Raw genomic sequence first — 21,234 nt, forward strand, 5'->3', positions numbered from 1 at the left:
GCCGGCCCGCCCGTCCGGCCCGCCCCTGCAGCCGTCAGCCGACCCGGCGGGCCAGCACCTGCCCCGGCCACGTCCCGGACACGAAGGGCTCGGTGGGGGTGAAACCGTTGCGCGCGTAGAACGACACGAGCTCGCCACCGCCGCCCGCCCAGCAGTCGACCCGCAGCAGCTCCACCCCCTCGCGCCGGGTCTCCTCCGCGGCGTGGGCCAGCAGGAGCGCCCCGAACCCCAGGCCCGCGTGCCGCCGGTCGGTGACCAGCAGCCGGACGTAGCGCTCGGGTTCCCCGGCCGGCGCGATCGGCATCTGCGGGCTGGGCCCGGTGTCCAGCACCAGTGCTCCGACGGGCACTCCGTCGAGCTCGGCGATGTGCGGGGAGTTCTCCGTGAGGTACCGCTCGACCCGCTCCACCCCGCCGGGCTTCCGCGAGTAGGGCGTCGTGCCCCACTGCTCGGTGTTGCCGCGCGCGTTCATCCAGGCCACCGCGGAGTCGAGCATGTCCAGCACGGCCGGTGCGTCGCCCAGGGTGCCCGGTCGGATCCGTATGCCGGGGGTGGTGTCGTTCACGGAGAAATCCTAGGGGGCGTCCGGTGACCGCGCTGTTAGGGTGCGGCCGTGCCATCGATCAGGCAGTTCCAGGTCACGTTCGACTGCGCGGAACCCGAGCGCCTCGCCCGCTTCTGGTGCCAGGTGCTGGGGTACGCCGTATCGCCCCCACCGGCGGGGTTCGCCACGTGGGACGACTTCGACCGCTCCCGGAGCCCCGAGGACCGGGGCGCGTGGTTCGCGTGCGGCGATCCCTCGGGGGTGGGTCCGCGCCTGTTCTTCCAGCGGGTCCCCGAGGGCAAGGCCGCCAAGAACCGGCTGCACCTCGATGTGAGGGTCGCCGCCGGTCTGGTGGGGGAGGAGCGCCTGGCCGCGCTCGAAGCCGAGTGCGCCCGACTGGTCCCCCTCGGCGCGGTACGGGTGCGGCTCCTGTACGACGGCGGCGACGACGCGTGCATCGTGATGCAGGACATCGAGGGCAACGAGTTCTGCCTCGACTGAGTCCGGCCCTCGCAGTTGCGAGGTGGTGGCGCCGCGCGGCGTCCCCGAGCATGGCGCTCGACGCCGCCCGTCCGGGTGGCGTCCACGCGGGCCGGGAGGGGACGACATGCTGCTGTACGTGCGCAGGCTGCGGGCGGTGGTGCTGATGTGCGTGGCGGGACTGGTGCTGGCGGGCGGGACCGCCTCCGCCGAAGTCCGGGACGTGGCCCCGGCCAAGCCGCTGTTCCACCTGCCGTTCCCGTGCGGCACGGCCTGGCAGTTGAACACCTGGGGCCACGACCCCGCCCTGGACATCGTCGTCGACGGGAACACCGGGTCCGACGGGCTGCCCGTCCTCGCGTCGGCCGCCGGTACGGTGTCCGCCACGTACCGCGACACCGGTTCGGGCAACACCGTGCAGATCAGCCACGGCAACGGCTGGTTCACGGCGTACTACCACCTGAAGGACGACCCGGCGGCCTACGTGAAGAAGGGCGACGCCGTCGATGCGGCCACCCCGATCGGCCGCATCGGCACCTCGGGCGCCTCGGGCTGGGCCCACCTGCACTACGAGCAGCGCTACCTGGCCGCGGGTGACTTCACCGACGAGAGCCACCGCGTGCCGGTCCACTTCGACGGCGTCGCGTACACCGGTGCGGGGAAGGCCTGGACCGGCGTCACCAGCCGCAACTGCACCGGAACGCCGCCGTCCTGGCAGCACTGTCCCTCCGGCCACGTCTGCTTCTACTCGGGAGCCGACGGCACCGGCACGGTCTGCCGCTCCGCCGGCGACGAGCCCCGCAGCACCTGCGGCCTGCGCAGGTCGTTCTTCAACAACGGTACGCCGCAGACGGGTTACGACCACGTACAGGTCTACTTCGGCGAGGGCGGCAGCGCCTGCCTGCACTTCGGCCGGGACGAGGGCCGCGGGAACCTCCCCGCCGGCGGCAGGGTCGTCGACCGGTTCCACTGGCGCGGCGAGTGCTGAGGAGCCCAAAGGGCCCGGGGCGCGCCCGCCGCGGGGCCGGGCGGGTCGGGCTCGGGCGCCCGGAGGGACCGCGCGCCGCGGCCGCCCCCGTGTCCGAAGGCCCGCACGCATCCCATCGTTACGGGAACGATTGATTCCGACGGCTAACCTTCCCCCGGCGCTCCGGGGGAAGGGAACACCGTGTACAGCATCCTCGTGGTACCGGGACCCACCATGTCCCCGGCCGCACAGATCCGCCTCGCACCGGGGCAGAGCCTCCGGTTCGGCCGTGAGGAGGCGCCGGGCGGGCACCTGCGGATCCCGCACGCCGGCGTCTCGCGCTCGGCCGGGGAGATCGCCGCCACCGGCACGTACTGGTCGCTCAGCAACCTCAGCCGCTCGTCGACGTACGTGGTCGAGAATCCCGAGGGCGCCGGCGAGCACATCAAGATCGCGCCCGGGCGGCTCGACGCCCCCGTCCCGTTCGAGTTCGCGCGGATCGTGCTGCCGGCCGGTTCCGAACTGCTCACCCTGGACGTCTGGGCTCCGCGCCACGACTACGCCGACCGCGACGAGCCGGACGCATCCGGCGGCGAACCGACCGCGCTCGCCTTCCCCCTCGACCGCTCCAGCCGGTACTTCCTGGTCCTCGCCGCGCTCTGCGAGCCACGACTGCGCGGCGCACCGCAGGCGCCGCCGCCCACCGTCGAGCAGGTCGTCGAGCGGCTCAAGCCGCTCTGGCCGGCCGCCAACCGGGCCGTCGTGCAGTGGAACATCGACTACCTGGCCGTCAAGCTCCGCCTCAAGCCCGGCCCCGAGACGGCCGAGCAGGGGCCGCGACTGGTGGGCAAGAAGGAGACCCTGGTCTCGCTGGCCCTGCGCTTCGACCTCGTCCGCGAGCAGGACCTGGCGGCCCTGCGGTCCGCCCCGACCGGTACCGCCCGCTGACCGGGCGGGGCGGGCGGGACGGCCGCCCGGGGGCCCTCGCGGTTCCGCCCGGCTACCGGATCGGCCCCTGGTCCACCGGCCGCCTGCTGGGGGCCGGAGCCTTCGGCAGCGTGTACGCGGCGCTGCGCGCCGTCCCCGAGCCGGGCCTGCCCGAGCGTGCCGCGCTCAAGGTCCTCCCGACGGGCACCCGCACCCCGCGCCAGCTGCGCCACCTGAGCGAGCTCGCCGACCGCGAGACCGAGGTGCTGCGCCGGGTGTGCACGCCCCGGCTGATCCGGATGTACGAGGTGCTCACGGTCGACGACCCCGGCCGGCCCGAACTCGACGGCGCCACCGTCCTCGTCCTGGAGGAGGCGGCGGGCTCCCTGGACGCCCTGCTGGCGGGGGACGGAGCGCCGGCCGGGGGCCCGGCGCTCCTGGCCCAGGTCTGCGAGGGGCTCGACCAGCTGCACCGGGCCGGGTGGGTGCACGGCGACCTCAAACCGGGGAACGTCCTGCTGATGGCCGACGGCACGGCCCGCCTGGCCGACTTCAGCATGGCGGCGGAGCTGGAGGGGACCCACGCCTACGCGCCCGCCTTCGCGACGCCCGACTACACCCCGCCGGACCTGCTCTGGTCGGAGGTCGGCGAACGCGGCATGAAGATCCGGCCGACGGCCGACGTGTGGGCCTTCGGCGTCCTCGCCCACGTCGTCCTGACCGGCGTCCTCCCGCTGCCCGGCGGTACGCCCGCCGCCCGCCGGGACGCCGCGCTGCGCTACGCCCGGGGCGAGGAGGAACTGCGTCTGTCGGCACGGCTGCCGGAAGCCTGGCGGGACATCGTCCACGACTGCCTGGCCCGCAGGCACGAGGACCGGGTCCGGCACACGGCGGCGTCGCTGCTGTGCCGGGTGGAGTCGGCGGCGGCCGGCCGTGCCGAAGGCCGCCTCGGCGCCCTGGCCGGTTGCCCGCCCGAGAGCCCGCCCGGCAGCCCGGCCGCCGGGTCCGGCCACCGGGCCGCCGACCCGGAGCCGGCATCACCCGGCCCCGAGCCGTCCGTACGCCGGGAGCCCGGCCCCGAGCCGTCCGTACGCCGGGAGCCCGGCCCCGAGCCGTCCGTACGCCGGGAGCCGGGCCCCGAACCGTACGTGCCCGGGCCGCCGGGCCGCCGGCCCGGGCGGCTGCGGCGCCGCCTGCTGATCGCGGCCGGTACGGCGGTGCTCGCGGGCCTCGCCGCGGCGTGGGGCGCGGGCCTGCTCAGCCCCGGGGGCGCCGCCGGGCCGGAGGGGTACGACCGGTGCCGGCGCGGGGCCGTCTGCTTCTTCGCGGAGGCGGACGGCCGGGGCGAGATGTGCTCCTGGGTGGACGGCGACGCCGACTGGGCCGACGGCCTGTCCCCGTGCCCGTGGACGGCCCGCGCAGCGCCCCGCTCGGTCTACAACAACGGCTTCGACCTCGCGGAGGGGGCGAGCCAGGTCGACGTCCTCTACTACGCCCGGCCCGACCGGCAGGAGCAGCTGGGGTGCGTGAAGGTGCGCACCAGGGCCAACCTCGCCGGCGCCGACCGGTCGCCGCGCTCGCACGCCTGGGTCCCGAGCTGCTGACCGCACCGTCGTGAACCTCGTACGTGCGAGGTACTGCCCGGCCGGCTCCTCCGCGAGCCTGGGGACACGTCACACCGCACCTGACAAGGGGTTCACGATGCGCGTCACACGTTCCGTCCTCGGCATGGCCGGCATCACCGCCACGCTGCTCGCGGCGACCCTCGCCACCGGGCCCGCCCAGGCAGCCGCACCCGAACCGGCGGCCCGGCCCGCCGCCCGCGTCCTGGTCGCGCCCGCCGCGCCCGAGGCCGCTTCGTCGGCCCTCGCGGCGGCCGCGTCCCCGAGGGTCTCGCCCGGCGCACCCACCTCCCACGTGCCGCCGGGCGGTACGTACAGCTGCGCGAGCGGGAACCTCTGCGCCTTCGTCTGGGACCCGACGACGTCGGACTGGAAGATGTTCCACCTCAACGCCTGCAACCGCTACTACATGTACGACTGGAACGGCAACGGCTGGTACTTCGACAACCAGACCGGCAACGTCACCTCGTACCTGTACAACCAGGGCGGTGGCGTCGTGAAGTCGTTCAAGCCCGGCGGCGGTCAGACCGGCCAGGACTGGACGCCGATCTGGTCCATCCGCAACTGCTGACCGGTCGCCGCGCGGTCGCACCGGGTTGCGGGGTCGTGGCCCCGGCCGTGCCGGGGTCGTGTGCGGGGCGGGTGGGCGCCCCGATGTGAGTCCGTCCGCCCCCGGAACGCCTCAGGGCGCCCCGGACGGGACCTGACCGGTGCGCCGCCGGCCCCGGAGACTCGGCGGCATGGACGACGACGCTACGGACAACCACCCAGGCGCCCACGGCCGCGCCGGACCCGGTCGCGCTCCCGGGGTCCTCGCTCCGGAGCCGGCCGCTCAGCCCTTCGTGGAGCGTTCGTACAGGGCGCGGGCGGCGTCGCCGAAGCGGCTGCTGTACGAGGTCTCGTCGTCGCCGCCCCCGTCCCGGCCGCCGATCACCCCGATCAGGGTGTGGCCGTCGGTCAGGACGGGGCCGCCGCTCGTTCCGTTGGGGACGTCCGCGCAGTCCAGGCGCAGCTGCGTCGGGCCGGCCGCCGTGGCGGTGGTGCGGCAGTCGACCGGCTGCTCGGTATCGTTCGGGTAGCCCACGAGCCGGGCAGGGGCGGGCAGTTCGGTCCCGAAGGCGATCGTCTCGGCGCCCGTGATGTCCTCCAGCCGCTGCTCCGGGTAGCCGGGCCGGCGCAGGCGGACGAACGCGAGGTCGTGGTCGGGGTCCTGGTCCTCGCTCCAGCGCGGGTCCACGTCGATGCGCGTGGGCACCCAGACCCCGTACGGGGCCGTGCCGTCGCGGTAGCCCGGGGCGAAGGCGAGGTTCGTGCGGAAGCCGGCGCCGTACACGCAGTGTGCGGCGGTGGCGATGAGGTCGCCGGCGGGGGAGTGGACCACGACCGCCGAGCAGTGGTGGTCGGGGTCGGCGTCGTCGCCGGGCGAGAACAGCGCCCCGACCGAGGGCTGGGCGGGTACCGGCCCGGCCTCCAGGGGGTCGGAGGGCCGCCACCCGCCGGACCGCCACCGCTCCGGGGCGGTGGCGGCCGAGGACGTGGCCTCCGGCGCGGGTTCCGGGGTGCCCTGGGTGACCGACTCCAGGACGGCGAAGGCCGTCCGGTCGGCGCGTTCGGGGTCCTGCAGGTAGAAGCCCTCGGCCGGGTTGCCGTCCGCGCGGTGGGCCGCGATGCCGCGCAGCTCCCACACGTACCATCCCCCCGCGAAGAGCAGCGCGGTGAGGACGACGGCGAGCGCGGTGGCGCGCAGGGCCCGCCGGCGGACCTCGTTCGACATGTGTGGCACTCCCGCCCGTTCACCCGTCCGATTCTTTTCCGCACCGTTCGATGGGGGTGCGGGCGCCGCGGTTCCCCGGGAGGGGCGTGTCCGTCGTCACAGCCGCCCGATGCGTCACCTCCCGTCCTTCCGTGCGTCACCCGGGTCCCCTACGCTCCGCGCGACTTGTCATGTACCGATCTGTGGGAGCCGTCATGGGAATGCCGCACCGGACCTCGCACCCCACCTCGCGCCGGACCGCGCGGCGGGTGTCGAGCCGGACCGCGTGCGCGGTGGCCGCGGTGGCCGTGGCCACCGCCCTCGTACTGGGCACGGCGCCCGCCGGCGCCGCGCCGGCCGCCGCGGACCTCCCCTACGCGGCATCGACCGGAGTCGGGGTGCACAACGCCTACGAGAAGACCAAGTACCCCTACCTCGCCGACGCGTTGGACTCGGGCGCCGCGATGCTCGAACTCGACGTGTGGACCAACTTCTTCGGCAGCTCCTGGCGGGTCTCCCACGACAACCCCTTCGGCAACGACAACAACTGCGAGAACGCCGCCCATCCGGGCGAGCTGCGCACCAAGTCCCGCAACCAGAACCTCGCCGGATGCCTCTCCGACCTCCGCGCCTGGCACGACGCCCACCCGGGACACCGCCCGATCGTTCTCAAGCTGGAGCTCAAGGACGGCTTCGCCGCCAACCTCGGGCGCGGCCCCGCCGACCTCGACGCGCTGCTGACCGCGAAGCTCGGCGACGCCGTCTACCGCCCCGGGCAGCTCGCGGCGGGCCACCCCGACCTGGACACCGCCGCCCGCGCCGGCGCCTGGCCCGGACGGGCCGCCCTCGCCGGGAAGTTCCTCGTGGAGCTGATACCCGGCACCCTGGAGGAGGGCAACAGCGCCGACACGCTGTGGACCGACCGGGAGTACGCCGAGCACCTGCGGGCCCTCGCCGCCCAGGGCCGGCTCGGCCGCGCGGCCGCGTTCCCGGCGGTGCACCGGGCCGAGCCCGGCGACCCGCGTAGCCGCTACGCCGACGCCTCCCTGCGCCCCTGGTTCGTCGTCTTCGACGGGGACGCGAGTGCGTACGCGGGCGGCACGATCGACACCGGCTGGTACGACCGCAACCACTACCTGCTGATCGCCACCGACGCCCACAACGTGGCGCCCGCCATCGACGGCGTCCGCCCCACCGAGGCCCAGGCGCGCGAGCGCCTCGCGCTGCTCGCCGGGCACCACGCCTCGATCGTCTCGTCCGACTGGTACCCGCTGCCGCAGGTGCTGGGCACGGTCGTCCCGCGCGGCTAGGCCGTGTCTTTCGGATCATGGCGGGCCCGGGCTGCCCGGCACCGCGCCTCGCGGCGTTCTCGTCGGTCGCCGACACACCACGTCGACTCCCTCCTCGGCCTTGCGACGCACGGCACCGGACACCCCGGGCTGATCCGCCCTGATCCGAAAGACACGGCCTACGGCCCCGGCACCCGGCCGTACGGTGCCTGTGCCCGCCCCCTTGACCTCAAGCGCGCTCGAGGTGTGACCGTGGTCGGCATGACCACGGAAGCCACGTCCCGCGCAGCGGACACCGAAGCCATCCACCGCCTCGTCGCCACCGTCGAGCACTCCCAGCGGACCAAGGACCCCGAGGAGTTCCTCGGCCTCTTCCACCCGGACGCGATCTGGACTACGGCCCACGGCAAGGTCCTCATCGGCCTCGACGCGATCGCGGAGTTCACCCGCGCGGTCCTTCCCACGGCGAGCTGGGACGGCCAGGTCACCTACGAGGTGGTCCACGTGCTCTTCATCCGCCCCGACGTCGCGGCCGTCAAGGTCCGCCAGCGCTACGTGTCGCCGGCGGAGGAGAGCGAGGGCGCCCCGCTGTACGTGATCTCGAAGCAGCCCGACGGCCGCTGGCTGCTGACCGCCTGCCAGAACACGGGGGTCGCCGCCTAGGCCGCTTGCCGGCGAACCCGGTTGCCGTTCGGTCCGATGGCCTTGATCCCGGTCGGGGTTCCGTCCGGGGCGAACGCGTGGTGGAAGGTGAAGGCGTCCGGCGCCGAGCCGTGGTCGTGGAGGTGTTCCAGCCTGGACACCCCGTCCTGCCAGGTGGGCGTGCCGCCGTCGGAGACCCACCAGAACACGTGACTCGGGTGTCCCGTCCTCTCGAACCAGTCGTGACGCCTGTTCAGTGCCTCACGGTGCACTCCCGTGTAGACGGCGTCGAAGGCGGAGTGCAGGTCGGTCCAGAGCGAGAGGGTCGCGTCCAGGGCGGTGGTTTCCGCCGTACGGCCCTTGCCGTACCAGGTCGGTACGGCGAACGCTCCCCATGCGCCCCAGTCCAGGTCGAAGTGCGTGCCCCGGCCGTGGTCCGCCGCTTCGGCGCGACCGAGGTACCCGGGGTGCCCGGTGATCTTCCGGTAGACGGCCGCGCCGCTGTCGTGGAGTTCCCGCGTGAGAGGTGCGGGATCGGCGCGAGGTGACTTCAGTACGCCGAATGTGTACAGCGCAAGACGGGGCATTCGTCTCTCCCTGGTCGGGGGTGTCCGGTGGGGACCCGGTTCGGTGGCTCACATGGGGGCGCGGATGCGCGGGGCGTGACCGGCTCATATCGTCGCGGGTGGCTGAGCCTGGAGGAACTCCGGTGCGAGCGTGGGCGATCGCCGGAGACGAGGTGAAGGTAGCTGCCTCTGCGGGCCGTGTCGACGTTGCGTTTTCCCTGTCCAAGTGGCCTCTTGCTGCGGTCGCTGCGGCCGGCGGATACCACGCCACGTGCGGCTCCGCGGGGATCGGGCCGACGCCGCGGTCCCGCCCGTGGCCCCGCGGCTCCGCCCCGCGGCGGAGCCCGCCCGTTCGCCGGCGCAGTATCCTTATTGCGAGCTATTCGCAATAAGGGTTGAGGGTGCTGTGGTGGGATCTCCGGTGGTGCTCGGCATCGAGTCGTCCTGCGACGAGACCGGGGCCGGCATCGTTCGCGACGGGAAGCTCCTCGCGCACGTCGTCGCCTCCAGCATGGACGAGCACGCCCGCTTCGGCGGGGTCGTCCCCGAGATCGCCGCCCGCGCCCACCTGCACGCCTTCAACCCGGTCGTCCGCCGGGCCCTGGACCAGGCCGGGCTGAAGGCCTCCCAGCTCGACGCCGTCGCCGTCACCACCGGACCCGGCCTCTCCGGGGCCCTGCAGGTCGGCCTGGCCGGGGCCAAGACCCTCGCCTACTCCCTCGGCCTGCCGCTGTACGGGGTCCACCACCTCGCGGGCCACGTCGCCGCCGACACCCTGGAGCACGGGCCGCTGCCCGAGCCCTGCATGGTGCTGATCGTCTCCGGCGGCCACACCTCGCTGCTGCTCGTCCGCGACCTCGTGCGCGAGCCGATCCTGCACCTCGGGGACACCCTGGACGACGCCGCCGGGGAGTGCTTCGACAAGGTCGCCCGGGTCCTCGGCCTGCCCTACCCCGGCGGTCCGGCCATCGACCGCGCCGCCCGCGGCGGCAACCCCAAGGCCGTCTCCTTCCCCCGCCCGCTGACCGGCGGGCCGCGCGGGGACGATCCGTACGCGTACTCCTTCTCCTTCTCGGGGCTCAAGACGGCCGCCGCCCGCTGGGCCGAGGGGTACCGGCTGCGCGGTGAGCAGCCGCCGGTCGCCGACGGCGCGGCCTCGCTCCAGGAGGCGGTCGCCGACGTGCTCACCCGCAAGGCGGTCGCGGCCTGCACGGCCCACGGCGTCAGGACCCTCGTGGTCGTCGGCGGCGTCGCCGCCAACTCCCGGGTCCGGGCCCTCGCCGAGCGAAGGTGCGCCTCGGCCGGCATCGAGCTGCGGGTGCCGCCGATGACCCTGTGCACCGACAACGGGGCGATGATCGCCGCCATCGGCGACCTCCTGGTGCGCGCGGGCGCCGAACCGGGCCCGCTGGAGATGACCATCGACCCCTCCGCCCCGCTGGAGTACGCCGCACTGACGCCGGTCGCGAGCGCGCCGGGCAGGCCGGCCCGGCCCGCCGGGCGCTGAGCGCCGCACGGTCCGGTCCGGTCCGGTTCGTTTCCGCGCGCCGCCGCCGTCGTTGACCAGCCGGGTGTGATCCCCCGGCCGCCCCCTACGGCCACCTGCCCGACGACGCAAGGAGGCCCGTATGAGCAGGACCGACGACGGAGTCAAGACCGTGCCGCTCACCAGGGAGGTCTACGACTACCTGGTCGCCCAGGCCGAACCGCAGACCCCGGTCCAGCGCGAGCTGGTCGAGCGCACCCGCGCCCTGGGCGGCCCGGCGCAGATGCAGGTCTCCCACGAGCAGGGCGTGTTCCTCACCCTGCTGGCCAAACTCACCGGCGCCCGGAGGATCGTGGAGGTCGGCACGTTCACCGGGTACTCGACGCTCGCGCTCGCCGCCGGTCTGGCGCCCGGCGGCACCGTCCTGGCCTGCGACGTCTCCGAGGAGTGGACGGCGATCGCCCGGGAGGCCTGGAGGGCCGCCGGGGTCGAGGACCGCATCGACCTGCGGATCGCCCCCGCCCTGGAGACCCTCGCCGCGCTGCCCGCCGAACCCGTCATCGACCTGGTCTTCCTGGACGCCGACAAGCCCGGTTACCAGGCCTACTGGGAGCAGCTCGTCCCGCGCGTGCGCCCCGGCGGGCTGCTCCTCGCCGACAACGTCCTGTACGGGGGCGAGGCCGCCCGCGCCGACGCCGCGGGCAACGCCCTGGCCATCCGGGAGTTCAACGCCCGCGTGCGCGCCGACGACCGGGTGGAGTCCGTCCTGCTGCCGGTCGCCGACGGCCTGACCCTGGCCCGCAAGCGCTGAACCCGCCGTTCCCGGCCCCCGCTTCCCCGCACGGCGCTAAGGTGCCGGGCGGGGGACGATCGTACGAGGGGGGCGGACGGCGATGCGTTTTCTCTTTGTCCACGGCACGGGCGTACGGCGCGAGCGGCACGACACGCTGTTCGCGCTGGTCCGGAAGCGGCTGACGGCCCGCTTCCCCGGCGCGGCCGTCGACTCCTGCTTCTGGGGCGACCGGTTCGGCGCCACCCTCGGCGCCGGGGGCCGCTCCGTACCCGGCCTGCGCCCGCGCCCCGAGACCCCGTACCCCGAGACCCCGTACCCCGAGGCCGCGCAGCCCGGCGCGCTCCACCCGGACGCGCTCCACCCCGACGCCCTTCACCCCGGCCTCCTCGCCGACCCGGTGGACGCCGAGACCGCCGAGTGGGCGCTGCTGGTGGCCGACCCCCTGTGCGAGCTGCGCGTCCTCGCCGAAACGGGCTGGGAAACCGGCCTCGGCTGGGACACCGAACCCGGCGACGGCGACGACGGCTTCGCGATGCCCGGCGTACGGGCCGCGGGGGACCGGGTGCTGGCCCTGCTGGACGGGTTACCGGCCCGGCCCGCCGACGGGGACGAGCTCGGGGCCCTGCTCCGCGACACCGGCCTCGCCGAGGGCTACCCCTCCGCGCTGGAGGACACCGCCCGCTCCGCCGAGGCCCGCCGGGCCGGGGAACGCGCCGCCGAGGAGCCGCAGGCCCGCGAGCTGGCCACCGCCCTCGCCCGGGCCGTCACCGCTTCGGCCCTCGCCGCCGCCGGAGCCGAGGCCTACTGCACCGGCGCCGAACGGGACCGCGTGGTCGAGCTGCTCACCCAGCGCCTCGGCGGCGACGCCCGGGTCCCCGGCGCCCGCGCGGCCGCCGTCCTCGGCCGGCTCGCGCTGCGGGTCACCACGCAGCCGCTGCTCAACGCCTGGCGCGGCTCCCTCACCGTCGGCGCCACCCCCGCGCTGGGCGACATCCTGCGCTACCAGGCCCGCGGCCGCGACCTGCGTGCGTTCCTGCGCGCCGAGATCGCCGCCGTGCCCGGACCGGTCGTCCTCGTCGGCCACAGCCTGGGCGGGATCGCCCTCGTCGACCTCCTCGCCCTCGCCGCCGCCCGGGGCGAACCCGTCCCCGGCGCCGAACTGCTCGTCACCGTCGGCTCGCAGGCCCCCTTCCTGCACGAGCTGGGCGCGCTGACGGCGCTCGCCCCCGGGGCGAAGCTCCCGCACGGCTTCCCCCGCTGGCTCAACGTCTACGACCGCCAGGACGTGCTCTCCTACCTGGCGGGCCCGGTCTTCCCCGGCGACGCCCGCGTCACCGACCACGAGATCAGCAGCCGCCAGCCCTTCCCCGCCTGCCACAGCGCCTACTGGAAGCAGGACTCCCTCTACGAGCGCATCGAACAGGCGGTGGCCGAGGCGGAGATCGGGTGAGCCGGCCCGAACCGGTGCGTCCCGATCCCGTGCGCCCCGATCCTGCGCGTCCCGAACCGGTGCGCCCCGATCCCGTGCGCCCCGACTCCGCCCGGCCCGACCCCGCGCGCCCCGATCCCGCGCGGTTCGACCGGTTCCCCGCGTCCCTCGGCCCGCGGCGCACCTTCGCGCTCGTCGCCGGCGTGGAGCGCTACGAGATCAGCCACCGGTGGAACCTGCGCGGCCCGGCCCGTGACGCGCTGCGGTTCGCCCGCTGGCTGACCGGCCCCGGCCAGGTGCCGGCCGGCAACGTCCGGCTGCTGCTCTCCCCGCTCGACGACCCGGACACCCTCGACTGGTCGGACTCCCCGGCCATGGCCGCGCTGAGAGCCGCCCACCGCCCGGCCACCGAGGACAACGCGAAGACGGCGCTCCTCGACGAACTCCCGCAGTGCGACGGCGACTTGCTGTGGATCTTCTGGGCCGGGCACGGCTACCTCGGACCGCGCAGCGAACTGATCCTGCCCTGCGCCGACGCCCGCCCCGGCCAGATCCGCCACCTCAACCTCGACTCGGCGCTGCGCTGGTGGCACACCGACATGGTCAAGCACCGCCGCTTCCCGCTGCAGGCCGCGCTCGTCGACGCCTGCCGGGTGGACGCGCCCCGCGACACCCGGTGGAACTTCGGGACCACCGACTACGGCGGCGGGAGCTCCGTCCCGGGCCGGCGTCAGTTCCGGCTGTACGCCTCCCGCGAGGGGGAGGCTGCGCAGAACGACGCCGAACGCGGCGCGGGCCGCTTCACCGAGGCGCTGCTCGGCGAACTCGGGCAGCGCTCCGTCCGGGAGGGCGTCACCGGACTGGCCGGCGCCGCCCGCTCGATCCACCGCACGTTCCAGGAGCTGCAACAGCGTGGCGAGGGCTGGCAGCTGCCGCAGTTCGTCGTCGACCGGGACTGGGATTCCTGCTCCTTCCTGGACTTCCCCGACTTCCCCGGCCTGCCCGGCGTCCCCGGCGTCCCCGGCGTCCCCGGCGTCCCCGGCGTCCCCGACATCGCGTCCGCGTCCGCCGGCCTCCGGGCTGCGCCCCGCCTCGACCAGCAGGCCTGGGACGGGCTGGGCGACCTCTTCGAGGGCCGGGACCTGCCGCGCAGCGCCCACGACGCGTACGCCTGGGCGTTCAAGGCGGCCGGCTGCGCACCGCCCGTGCACGCCGGGCTGCCGGGGGAGAGCCTGCTGGAGGTGGTCCAGGACCTCGACGAACGCCAGGGCGGCCGCACCGGAATGCCGCCGGCCGTGCCCTTCGTACGCTTCCTCGCCGACCGGGCCGGGACCAGCGACCCGGCGTGGGCGGCCCGGCTGCGGGAGTGGGTCCGCGCCACCCGGGAACGGCTCGGCCTCCCCGCGCTCCCCCCGCCCCCGCCGCCGCCGCGCAGATCGGCCCTGCACGTCCGGCTGGAGGTGCCGCCGGGCGGCGGGGACGGATACCTGGCCCGGATGTGGCTGCGGGGCGAACGGACCGCGCACATCTGGGAGTCGGAGGGCGCCCCGGTCCGGCTGGCCGCCGTACGGGAGGAACTCGTACGCCAACTCGCGCTGATCGGCGCGGGTTCGGAAACCGACGCGGAGGCCGCGGCGCCGGGGATGCCGGCCGGAGCCCTGGACCGGATCGAGTTCCACGTCCCGTACGAGCTGCTGGACGCCGACTTCGACCAGTGGCCGGTCCCGCGCGGCCCGGCCGGCCGCCGCCGCGCGCTCGGGCTGCTCTACCAGGTGGTGGTGCGCTGCCCGCAGGAGCGCGCCGACACCCGCGCCGAATGGCACGCCAAGTGGCGCTGGCTGTGCGCCCGCGGCGGCCGCCACCCCGACGCCGTACGCGTCGTGGAGGACGCGGAGGTCACGGACGCGCTCGGGATGGACCTCGGGGCCGGGACGGCACCCGCCTGCGTCCTCGGGCACACCGCGGCCGCCGCGCCGGACGCCGGCCTGCTCGAAGCCGTCCTGGAAGGCGGCGTCCCGGTCGCCGTGTGGCGGCGCGGCGGCGGGCTCCCCGCGCCCCCGCTGCTGGACCTGCTCGCACCGGCGGGCCCCGACGGCCGCCCGGACCCCGGGGCGCTCGACGTCCTCGCGCTGCCCGCACGGGTGCGGGAGGTGCGCCGGGCGGCCGCGGGGGCGGCCGCAGGCTCCCCGCGCGCCCTCCAACCCGGCGCGGGGGGAGACCGGTTGGTGCTCCTGTGGGACGATCCCGACGACACGCCGGGCCTCCGTTCCCTGGCCTGAACCCCCGACGACCGACCGACGGCGGTACCGACGATGGAGGCAGAGGCAGTGGCGAAGGACTGGTGGCTGTACCACGGGACCGGAGCGGGCGCGGACCGGCGCACCCGCCTGGAGGCCGGATCCCCGCCGCCCTGGCGGGACTTCACCGGGATCCCCGACCCGGGGTACGCACCCCCCGGCTGCGGGGGACCGGCCTGGGAGCGGACCCGCCGGCGCGGGGAGGGGTACGTACCCGACGAACCGGAGAAGGACGTGGTCAACACGGCCCTGCACCTGCGCAGGCCGCTGCTGATCACGGGGAAGCCCGGGGTGGGCAAGTCCACCCTCGCCTACAGCATCGCCGCGGACCTCGCCCTGGGGCCCGTACTGCACTGGCCCATCACCAGCCGTACCGTCCTGCGCGACGGGCTGTACCTGTACGACGCCATCGGGCGCCTCCAGGAGGCCGGGCTGGAGCAGCTGCGCACCCCCGGGGCCGCGGCGGCGGCCGCAGTGGCCGCGTCCGGCCTGCCGGGCGGCGGACGCGCGGGGACGCCCGCCGCCCCCTCGATCTCCCGCTACCTGCGCCTCGGGCCGCTCGGCACCGCCCTGCTGCCGCAGGACCGCCCGAGGGTCCTGCTCGTCGACGAGATCGACAAGAGCGACATCGACCTGCCCGGCGACCTCCTCACCGTCTTCGAGGACGGCGGCTTCACCGTCCCCGAACTCGCCCGCCTCGCCCAGGAGGACCCCACCGTCGCCATCGGCACCGACGACGACCCCGAGGCCGCCGTACGGATCACCCAGGGCCGCGTCCAGTGCCGGTACTTCCCCGTCGTCGTCCTCACCAGCAACGGCGAGCGGGACTTCCCGCCCGCCTTCCTGCGCCGCTGCGTCCGCCTCCACCTGGAACCGCCGGGGCCGGAGAAGCTCGCCCGCATCGTGCGCCGCCGGCTCGGCGTGGACATCGAGGAGAACGGCGAGTACCGGGAGCTCGTCCGCAGCTTCCTGGAGCGCGGCGAGGACGGTGACCTCGCGACCGACCAGCTCCTGAACGCCATCCAACTCCGGCTCACCGGGGCCTGGTCGGCGCCCGTCGACCGGGACCGCTTCCTCGCCACCGTGATGCAGCACCTGACCGGGCCCCCCGCGTGATCGAGAGGCTCCTCGCCGCCTTCGCCGACGGCGCCGGGGACGGCGGCCCCCACCCCGGGGCCGGAGCGGAGGAGATCGCCGACATCCTGTGGCTCGCGGCCCGGATCGACGGGGGCGGCGGCCCGCCGCCCGCAGCCCCCGGCGCCGACGCGCGGTCCGGCCAGCTCCCGCCCCGAGACGCGCCGTCGCCGGTGGAACCCGCGGCCTCCGGCGGACCCCTACCCGGTGAGCCGGCCGTGCAGCTCTACCCGGCCGCCGCCCACGGAGTCCGGGAGGAGCCCGCCGACGCCGGCCGGGGGCGGCGCGGATCGCCCCTGCGGCTGCCCCGCACCGCCTCCCTCGACGACCCGCTCGCCCTGATGCGGTCCCTGCGCCCCGTCGGCCGCCGCTCCATCGGGGGACCGGGCGAGGAACTCGACGAACAGCTCACCGTGGAACGCAGCATCGAACGGATGGTGCCCAGCCCGGTGCTGCGGCCCGCCGAGAGCCGCTGGCTGGACCTGGCGCTGGTCGTCGACGCCCACCCCTCGATGCTGCTGTGGGCCGACCTCGTGGACGAACTGCGCCGGGTGCTGACCCGCAGCGGTGTCTTCCGGGACGTACGCACCTGGCAGCTGACCGGCACCGGACCCGGCGCCACCCCGATGGTCGCCCGCGGCCGGGGCGGGGCGCCCCGCAACCCCCTCGAACTCTCCGACCCGGCGGGCCGCCGGCTGATCCTCGTCCTCTCCGACACCGTCGCGGCCGGCTGGCGGCAGACCCCGCTGCAGGACGTGCTCCGGCGCTGGTGCGCCCACAACGCCGTGGCCGTGCTGAACGTCCTGCCCGAGCGGCTCTGGACCCGCGGCGCGGTCCGGCCCGTCCCCTTCGCCGTCCGGGCCGACCGGCCCGCGGCCGCCACCCGCTCCTGGCAGCGGGTGCCCGCCGTGCGCCGCGCCCGCGCCCGCGCCCGGCACGGCGGGGGAGGAGCGGCCGTGGTCCCGGTGGTCGGCCTCGCCCCGGGAAGCCTGGGCCGGCTGGCGCGGGTGGTGTCCGGAGACGGGCGCTGGCGGCGCATGGCCTGCCTGCGCCTGGACGCCGCACCGGGATCCGCGGCGACCGCGCCGCCGCCCGGCGAACCGCCCACCGGCCTGGAGGCGGTGGAGAACTTCCGCGCGAACGCCTCCCCGACCGCGCAGCAGCTCGCCGCGCACCTGGCCGCCGTACCGCTGACGCTGCCCGTGATGACCCTCGTACGGCGCTCCCTTCTGCGCGGGGCGGAGCACGGGCACCTCGCGGAGGTCGCCCTCGGCGGTCTCTTCGCCCCCTGGGGCGCCGAACGGGACGCCGCGGAGGTGGAGTTCGAGTTCCTGCCGGGCGTACGCGAAGCCCTGCTCGGCTCGCAGCTGCGCGGGGACGTCGCCGCCGTGCGGGAGCTGGTCCGGCGCCGGGTCTGGGAATTCATGTCCCGCAACCGGGGGACCGGCCCGGACTTCTCCGCCACCCGGGTCACCACGGGACGCGAGGGCCGCCGCGCGGTGGCCGAGGGAGCGCTGCCGTTCGCGGCGCGGCCGACGACACCCCCGGTGCCGGATACGGGGACGACGGCGCGGGAGGAGCGGCCCGGGCCGGCGGCGCCGGAGCCCGGGATGCGCGAGCGGCTCGTGGCGGTCCGGTTCGAGTCGATGCGGGGCGAGGCCCAGGACGTCGGCACCCTGCTGACGCCCCGGCTGGTCCTGACGGTCGGCGACGCCCGGCTCGGGCCGGGCGCCACCGGCTGGGTCCGCGCCGGAGAGTGGGAGGCGCTCTGCCACACCGTGTGGTGCGACGAGGCCTCCCCCCGCGCCTTCCTGCTGCTCGCCGACCGGGACCTGGTCCCCGCCGGGGAGTGGCCGGGGCCGCCCCCCTGGGCGGACGCACCGGCTCCGGCGGGCGCGTCGACCCGGGGGGCACCGGCGGACGGGCCCGCGGGGCGGGTCCGCGTCGACGGCCACACCGGCCTCGGGGACCCGGTCGCGCTCACCGCCGAAACGGCCCTGCCGGAGGGCGCCCGGAACGGGGAACTCGTCCGGCTGTCCGCCGAGCCGGACGCCTGGGCGCACTACCGCGGCGGCCCGGTCTCGTACGCCGGGAGCCTGCTCGGCATGGTCCACGAGGTCTGGCCGGACCGCATGGTGTTCCTGTCCGGCCGCGCCCTGCTGGAGCAGCCGGACTTCCGCGCCGTCCTGGACGCGTACACCGGCGCCCCCGTCCCGCCCGGGGATCCGGGGACCCCGCTGCACCTGGCGGTGGGCGTCGACGTCGAGGGGGACACGGCGGGCCGCCCCGCGGGGCCGCCGGTCGCCGAGGCCCTGCGCGCGGTCCTGCGGCGCACCGGGACCGCCGGTCAGGTGATCGAGACCTCCGGCACGGACCTGCTGGTCGTGGTCGACGCCCCGGGCGCCCTGGGCAAGGCGGGCCGGGTGCTGGGCGAACTGCCGTCGGTGGTGCGCGAGGTCAACGGGGACCGCCGGGCCTGGACCACGCTGCTCGCGGTGGCCGTGAGCGGTGGCGAAGCCGGATTCGAGGAGGCGGGCTTCAGCGGGACGGCGGTGGCGGCGGCCGCCCGGCGGATGTGGGACGCCGGGTCCCGGCCGCCGGGGACCGGCCCCTTCCTGGCCCTGTCGCCGGCCCTCCACGAGGAGCTCGGCCGCCTGCTCGGGCCCGGCGCGCTGCGCCGGCTCCCGGGCGCCGGCGACGGCCCGGAGGGCTGGCTGTGGACGGGCGACGCGGCCGAGCTGGGGCAGGCGCTGGCCGAGGCGGCCGAGATCCGCGGCGGCGGCGCGGACTGGCCGCGGTGCGGGTTCCGCGCCCCGCAGGACGGCCCGGCGCGGGACCTGACGCGGGCCGCCCGGACGGACACCGACCGGGGCGGGTGCGCCGGCATCCGTCTGCCCGGAGACCCGCGCTGCCTGGCCCACGCGGCGGCGCCCGTACGGGAGGCCTACCTCCGGGGGCTGCGGCCCGGCATGCCCGTGGACCTGCGGGGCACGACCTTCGAGGGCGGCCTGCTCCGGCGGGTGCTGGACGCGCTGCGGGATCCGGCGACGGGACGCGTCACGCCGGGCCCGTGCTCCTTCGACCACGCGCACTTCGAGGACGACTGGAGCACGGAGGGGGTCCGGTTCGGCGGCCGCGCCTCCTTCGCGCGCGCCGTGTTCGCGGGGCGCGCGCGGTTCGAGGGCGCCGTCTTCGACGCTCCGGCCGTCTTCGACGGCGCCGTGTTCCGCACCGGCGCCGCCTTCGACCGGAGCCTGTTCGCGCGGCGCGCCGCGTTCCGCCGTACGGTCTTCGGCGGCCCGGCCGGGTTCACGGACGCCGCGTTCCTCGACGAGGTCTCCTTCGCGCGGGCGGTGCTGGAGGCCTCGGCGGACCTGAACCGGATCCGGGCGGCCGGCCCGGCCGACTTCTTCCGTACGGTCTTCCGCGGCTTGGCGGGGCTCAGCGGGGCCGCATTCGCCGGTCCGGCCGTGTTCTCGTACGCGGTGTGGGAGCACGGGCTGGTCTCCGCCGGGGCGGTGTTCGAGGGGCCGACGGCCTTCGACCACGCGGTGTTCCACGGCCGGATCCGCTTCGACGGCGTCCGGTTCCCGTCGGGCACCGACGCGGCCGAAGCCTTCACCGCCCTCCCGGGCACCTGGACGGTGGCCCACCACCCGGACGGCACCCGGGACATCCACGGCTCGGACCCGAACCCGGCCACCGCCCCGGACCCGGACACCGCCCCGGAACCGCATGACGCGGACCCGGAGCGGGAGCCGGAGTGACCACGAGCCCGCCCGGTGAACCCCGGGTCAGCGCGGCCACGTGTAGCAGGAGGAGCCCGCCCGGGTGCAGTCCGCCCAACCGTGGCCCGTGTGCGTGTCGTCGTAGACGTCGATCACCACTTCGGTGACGCCGCCGGCGATCCAGCTGCCGTCGAGCGGCACGTCGCCGTACGTGATCCACCGGGCCGTCGCCCCCGCGCACTGCTGCGGGTAGGAGGCGGAGTCGACCAGCCGGTCGCCCTGCCAGGCCACGATGTCGAACCTGCCGCACTCGCGGGGGGCCAGGTAGAACCGGACCGAGGTCAGCGTGACCGACCGGTTGTACCAGGTCATCCCGCCGGTCACCTGGGCGCCGACGGCGCCCGCCCCTCCGGCGTGGACGGAGGCCGCGCTGAAGCTGCGCGGAGCCGCCTCGGCCGCCGGACCCGTCCCCAGGAGAGCGGCCGCGACCGCGGCCATCGTGATTCCCGCCCGCAGCAACCGTCGTCCCGGCATCGTCTCTCCCTGACCTCGCGGCGCAACCCGGCGTCGTCGCCGCATGGTTGGGCTCACGCTACGCGCCCGCGTGCGTGGGCTCCAGGGGGCGGGGCGACGGGTGGGGGGCCGCCGCGAGGTCGGCTTCCAGGGCGTCCAGGGCGCGGCGGGCCGTCGCGATGCGCTCCCGGACGGCCGCGTCCGCGGGGGAGGAGCCGTCCGGCGGCGCGGCGCGGTTGGCCTCCGCCTCCATCTCCCGTGCCTCGTCCAGGGAGTTGAGGACCACGCCGATCAGGACGTTCACCAGGACGAAGGAGGCGAGCAGGGCGTAGGAGGCGTAGTAGATGATGCTGAACCGGGAGATCTCCAGGCCCGCGCGGACCGCGTCGGTGAGCCCGTCGAGCGTGGTGAGCAGGAACAGCGTGAGGGCGGCGCGGCCCACGGAGCCGAAGTGCCCGGGGTCGGAGGAGGCGAAGCACACCCAGCCGACCATCGCGTACAGGTAGAGCACCAGCGCGCCGACGAACAGGAAGCTGGCGGTACCGGGCAGGCTGCGGCCGACCGCGACCAGCAGGATGCGCAGGTGGGGGAGGAACCGGGCGGAGCGCAGGACGCGGGCGAGGCGCAGCAGCCGCAGCAGGGTGGTGTTCTCGCGGACGAGCGGGACGAAGGCGGAGCCCACGACCGCGAGGTCGAAGAGGTTCCAGGGGTCGCGGAAGAATGCTTTCGGCCGGTCCGCGTGCGCGCCCATGCGCAGCAGCATCTCCAGGGTGAACACGGTGAGGCACGCGTCCTCGGCCGAGCGCAGTGCCTGCCGGTACTCCCCGGCGAGTCCGCTGTAGGTCTCCGCGCCCATCAGGGCCGCGTTCAGCAGGATCACGCAGAAGACGACCAGTCCGAAGGCCGGGGCCTCCGTGACCACGCGGCAGCGGGCCGCCAGTTTCATCCGGCCGCGTCCGGCCGGCGTCGTCGGGTCTGCCATCTCGCTCCTCGTACTCGTGGTGCTCGTCGTGCTCGTCGTCACCGCCGGTCGGCGCCCGGGGCGCGCGGTGCGAGGGTCTAAC

General features: G+C 75.8%; 18 protein-coding genes. 13 read left to right on the forward strand and 5 right to left on the reverse strand.

Annotated elements, in window-relative coordinates; translation table 11 throughout:
- Positions 1-34: 34 nt before the first annotated feature.
- Positions 35-565: a GNAT family N-acetyltransferase gene (locus tag ACZ6S8_RS04205; protein WP_469452286.1), complete on the reverse strand. Its 531-nt coding sequence runs from the start codon at positions 563-565 to the stop codon at positions 35-37.
- Positions 566-613: 48 nt separating this feature from the next.
- Here ACZ6S8_RS04205 and ACZ6S8_RS04210 point away from each other — a divergent pair, with 48 nt between their 5' ends.
- The 5 genes from ACZ6S8_RS04210 (at position 614) to ACZ6S8_RS04230 (ending at position 5,111) form a co-directional block, all read left to right on the forward strand.
- Positions 614-1,045 (forward strand): VOC family protein, encoded by a 432-nt coding sequence (locus ACZ6S8_RS04210; protein WP_469452288.1) that lies wholly within the window; start codon positions 614-616, stop codon positions 1,043-1,045.
- Between the two features lie 106 nt (positions 1,046-1,151).
- Positions 1,152-2,012 carry a peptidoglycan DD-metalloendopeptidase family protein gene (locus tag ACZ6S8_RS04215; protein ID WP_469452290.1) on the forward strand — a complete coding sequence of 287 codons (861 nt, stop codon included), beginning with the start codon at positions 1,152-1,154 and terminating at the stop codon, positions 2,010-2,012.
- 180 nt (positions 2,013-2,192) lie between these two features.
- Positions 2,193-2,939 (forward strand): FHA domain-containing protein, encoded by a 747-nt coding sequence (locus ACZ6S8_RS04220; protein WP_469452292.1) that lies wholly within the window; start codon positions 2,193-2,195, stop codon positions 2,937-2,939.
- Positions 2,936-4,522, forward strand: coding sequence for a protein kinase domain-containing protein (locus ACZ6S8_RS04225; RefSeq protein ID WP_469452778.1), 1,587 nt, complete (start codon positions 2,936-2,938; stop codon positions 4,520-4,522). Before ACZ6S8_RS04220 ends, ACZ6S8_RS04225 begins: the two co-directional genes overlap by 4 nt.
- Positions 4,523-4,619: 97 nt before the next feature.
- On the forward strand, positions 4,620-5,111 hold the full coding sequence (locus tag ACZ6S8_RS04230) for a hypothetical protein (RefSeq protein ID WP_469452293.1): 492 nt from the start codon (positions 4,620-4,622) through the stop codon (positions 5,109-5,111).
- Between the two features lie 261 nt (positions 5,112-5,372).
- Here the strand turns inward: ACZ6S8_RS04230 and ACZ6S8_RS04235 are convergent, their stop codons facing one another.
- On the reverse strand, positions 5,373-6,314 hold the full coding sequence (locus ACZ6S8_RS04235; RefSeq protein ID WP_469452295.1) for a trypsin-like serine peptidase: 942 nt from the start codon (positions 6,312-6,314) through the stop codon (positions 5,373-5,375).
- Positions 6,315-6,514: 200 nt separating this feature from the next.
- Here ACZ6S8_RS04235 and ACZ6S8_RS04240 point away from each other — a divergent pair, with 200 nt between their 5' ends.
- Both ACZ6S8_RS04240 and ACZ6S8_RS04245 read left to right on the forward strand, forming a co-directional pair.
- Complete coding sequence (locus ACZ6S8_RS04240; protein WP_469452780.1) at positions 6,515-7,603, forward strand: phosphatidylinositol-specific phospholipase C domain-containing protein; 1,089 nt, start codon at positions 6,515-6,517, stop codon at positions 7,601-7,603.
- 240 nt (positions 7,604-7,843) lie between these two features.
- On the forward strand, positions 7,844-8,245 hold the full coding sequence (locus tag ACZ6S8_RS04245) for an SgcJ/EcaC family oxidoreductase (protein ID WP_469452297.1): 402 nt from the start codon (positions 7,844-7,846) through the stop codon (positions 8,243-8,245).
- Here ACZ6S8_RS04245 and ACZ6S8_RS04250 read toward each other — a convergent pair.
- A complete protein-coding gene (locus tag ACZ6S8_RS04250; RefSeq protein WP_469452299.1) occupies positions 8,242-8,811 on the reverse strand; it encodes a DUF3291 domain-containing protein in 570 nt (189 codons plus the stop codon). The two genes, ACZ6S8_RS04245 and ACZ6S8_RS04250, sit on opposite strands and share 4 nt — an antisense overlap.
- Positions 8,812-9,199: 388 nt before the next feature.
- Between ACZ6S8_RS04250 and tsaD the strand changes: the two genes are divergently transcribed.
- The 6 genes from tsaD (at position 9,200) to ACZ6S8_RS04280 (ending at position 19,696) form a co-directional block, all read left to right on the forward strand.
- Positions 9,200-10,297 (forward strand): tRNA (adenosine(37)-N6)-threonylcarbamoyltransferase complex transferase subunit TsaD, encoded by a 1,098-nt coding sequence (gene tsaD, locus ACZ6S8_RS04255; protein WP_469452302.1) that lies wholly within the window; start codon positions 9,200-9,202, stop codon positions 10,295-10,297.
- Positions 10,298-10,418: 121 nt separating this feature from the next.
- On the forward strand, positions 10,419-11,087 hold the full coding sequence (locus ACZ6S8_RS04260) for an O-methyltransferase (protein ID WP_469452304.1): 669 nt from the start codon (positions 10,419-10,421) through the stop codon (positions 11,085-11,087).
- An 82-nt stretch (positions 11,088-11,169) separates the two neighbouring features.
- On the forward strand, positions 11,170-12,519 hold the full coding sequence (locus tag ACZ6S8_RS04265; RefSeq protein WP_469452306.1) for a hypothetical protein: 1,350 nt from the start codon (positions 11,170-11,172) through the stop codon (positions 12,517-12,519).
- On the forward strand, positions 12,516-14,777 hold the full coding sequence (locus ACZ6S8_RS04270) for a VMAP-C domain-containing protein (protein WP_469452308.1): 2,262 nt from the start codon (positions 12,516-12,518) through the stop codon (positions 14,775-14,777). The genes ACZ6S8_RS04265 and ACZ6S8_RS04270 overlap by 4 nt, the downstream gene beginning before the upstream one ends.
- 33 nt (positions 14,778-14,810) lie before the next feature.
- A complete protein-coding gene (locus tag ACZ6S8_RS04275; protein WP_469452310.1) occupies positions 14,811-15,911 on the forward strand; it encodes an AAA family ATPase in 1,101 nt (366 codons plus the stop codon).
- On the forward strand, positions 15,908-19,696 hold the full coding sequence (locus ACZ6S8_RS04280) for an SAV_2336 N-terminal domain-related protein (RefSeq protein WP_469452312.1): 3,789 nt from the start codon (positions 15,908-15,910) through the stop codon (positions 19,694-19,696). Before ACZ6S8_RS04275 ends, ACZ6S8_RS04280 begins: the two co-directional genes overlap by 4 nt.
- Before the next feature lie 27 nt (positions 19,697-19,723).
- Here ACZ6S8_RS04280 and ACZ6S8_RS04285 read toward each other — a convergent pair whose 3' ends face one another.
- Both ACZ6S8_RS04285 and ACZ6S8_RS04290 read right to left on the reverse strand, forming a co-directional pair.
- The gene (locus ACZ6S8_RS04285) at positions 19,724-20,191 is read right to left on the reverse strand and encodes a hypothetical protein (RefSeq protein WP_469452314.1); all 468 of its coding nucleotides are present in this window, start codon (positions 20,189-20,191) and stop codon (positions 19,724-19,726) included.
- 58 nt (positions 20,192-20,249) lie between these two features.
- A complete protein-coding gene (locus ACZ6S8_RS04290) occupies positions 20,250-21,152 on the reverse strand; it encodes an ion transporter (protein ID WP_469452316.1) in 903 nt (300 codons plus the stop codon).
- Positions 21,153-21,234 lie beyond the last annotated feature (82 nt).

Source organism: Streptomyces sp. NPDC048461, assembly GCF_055587105.1.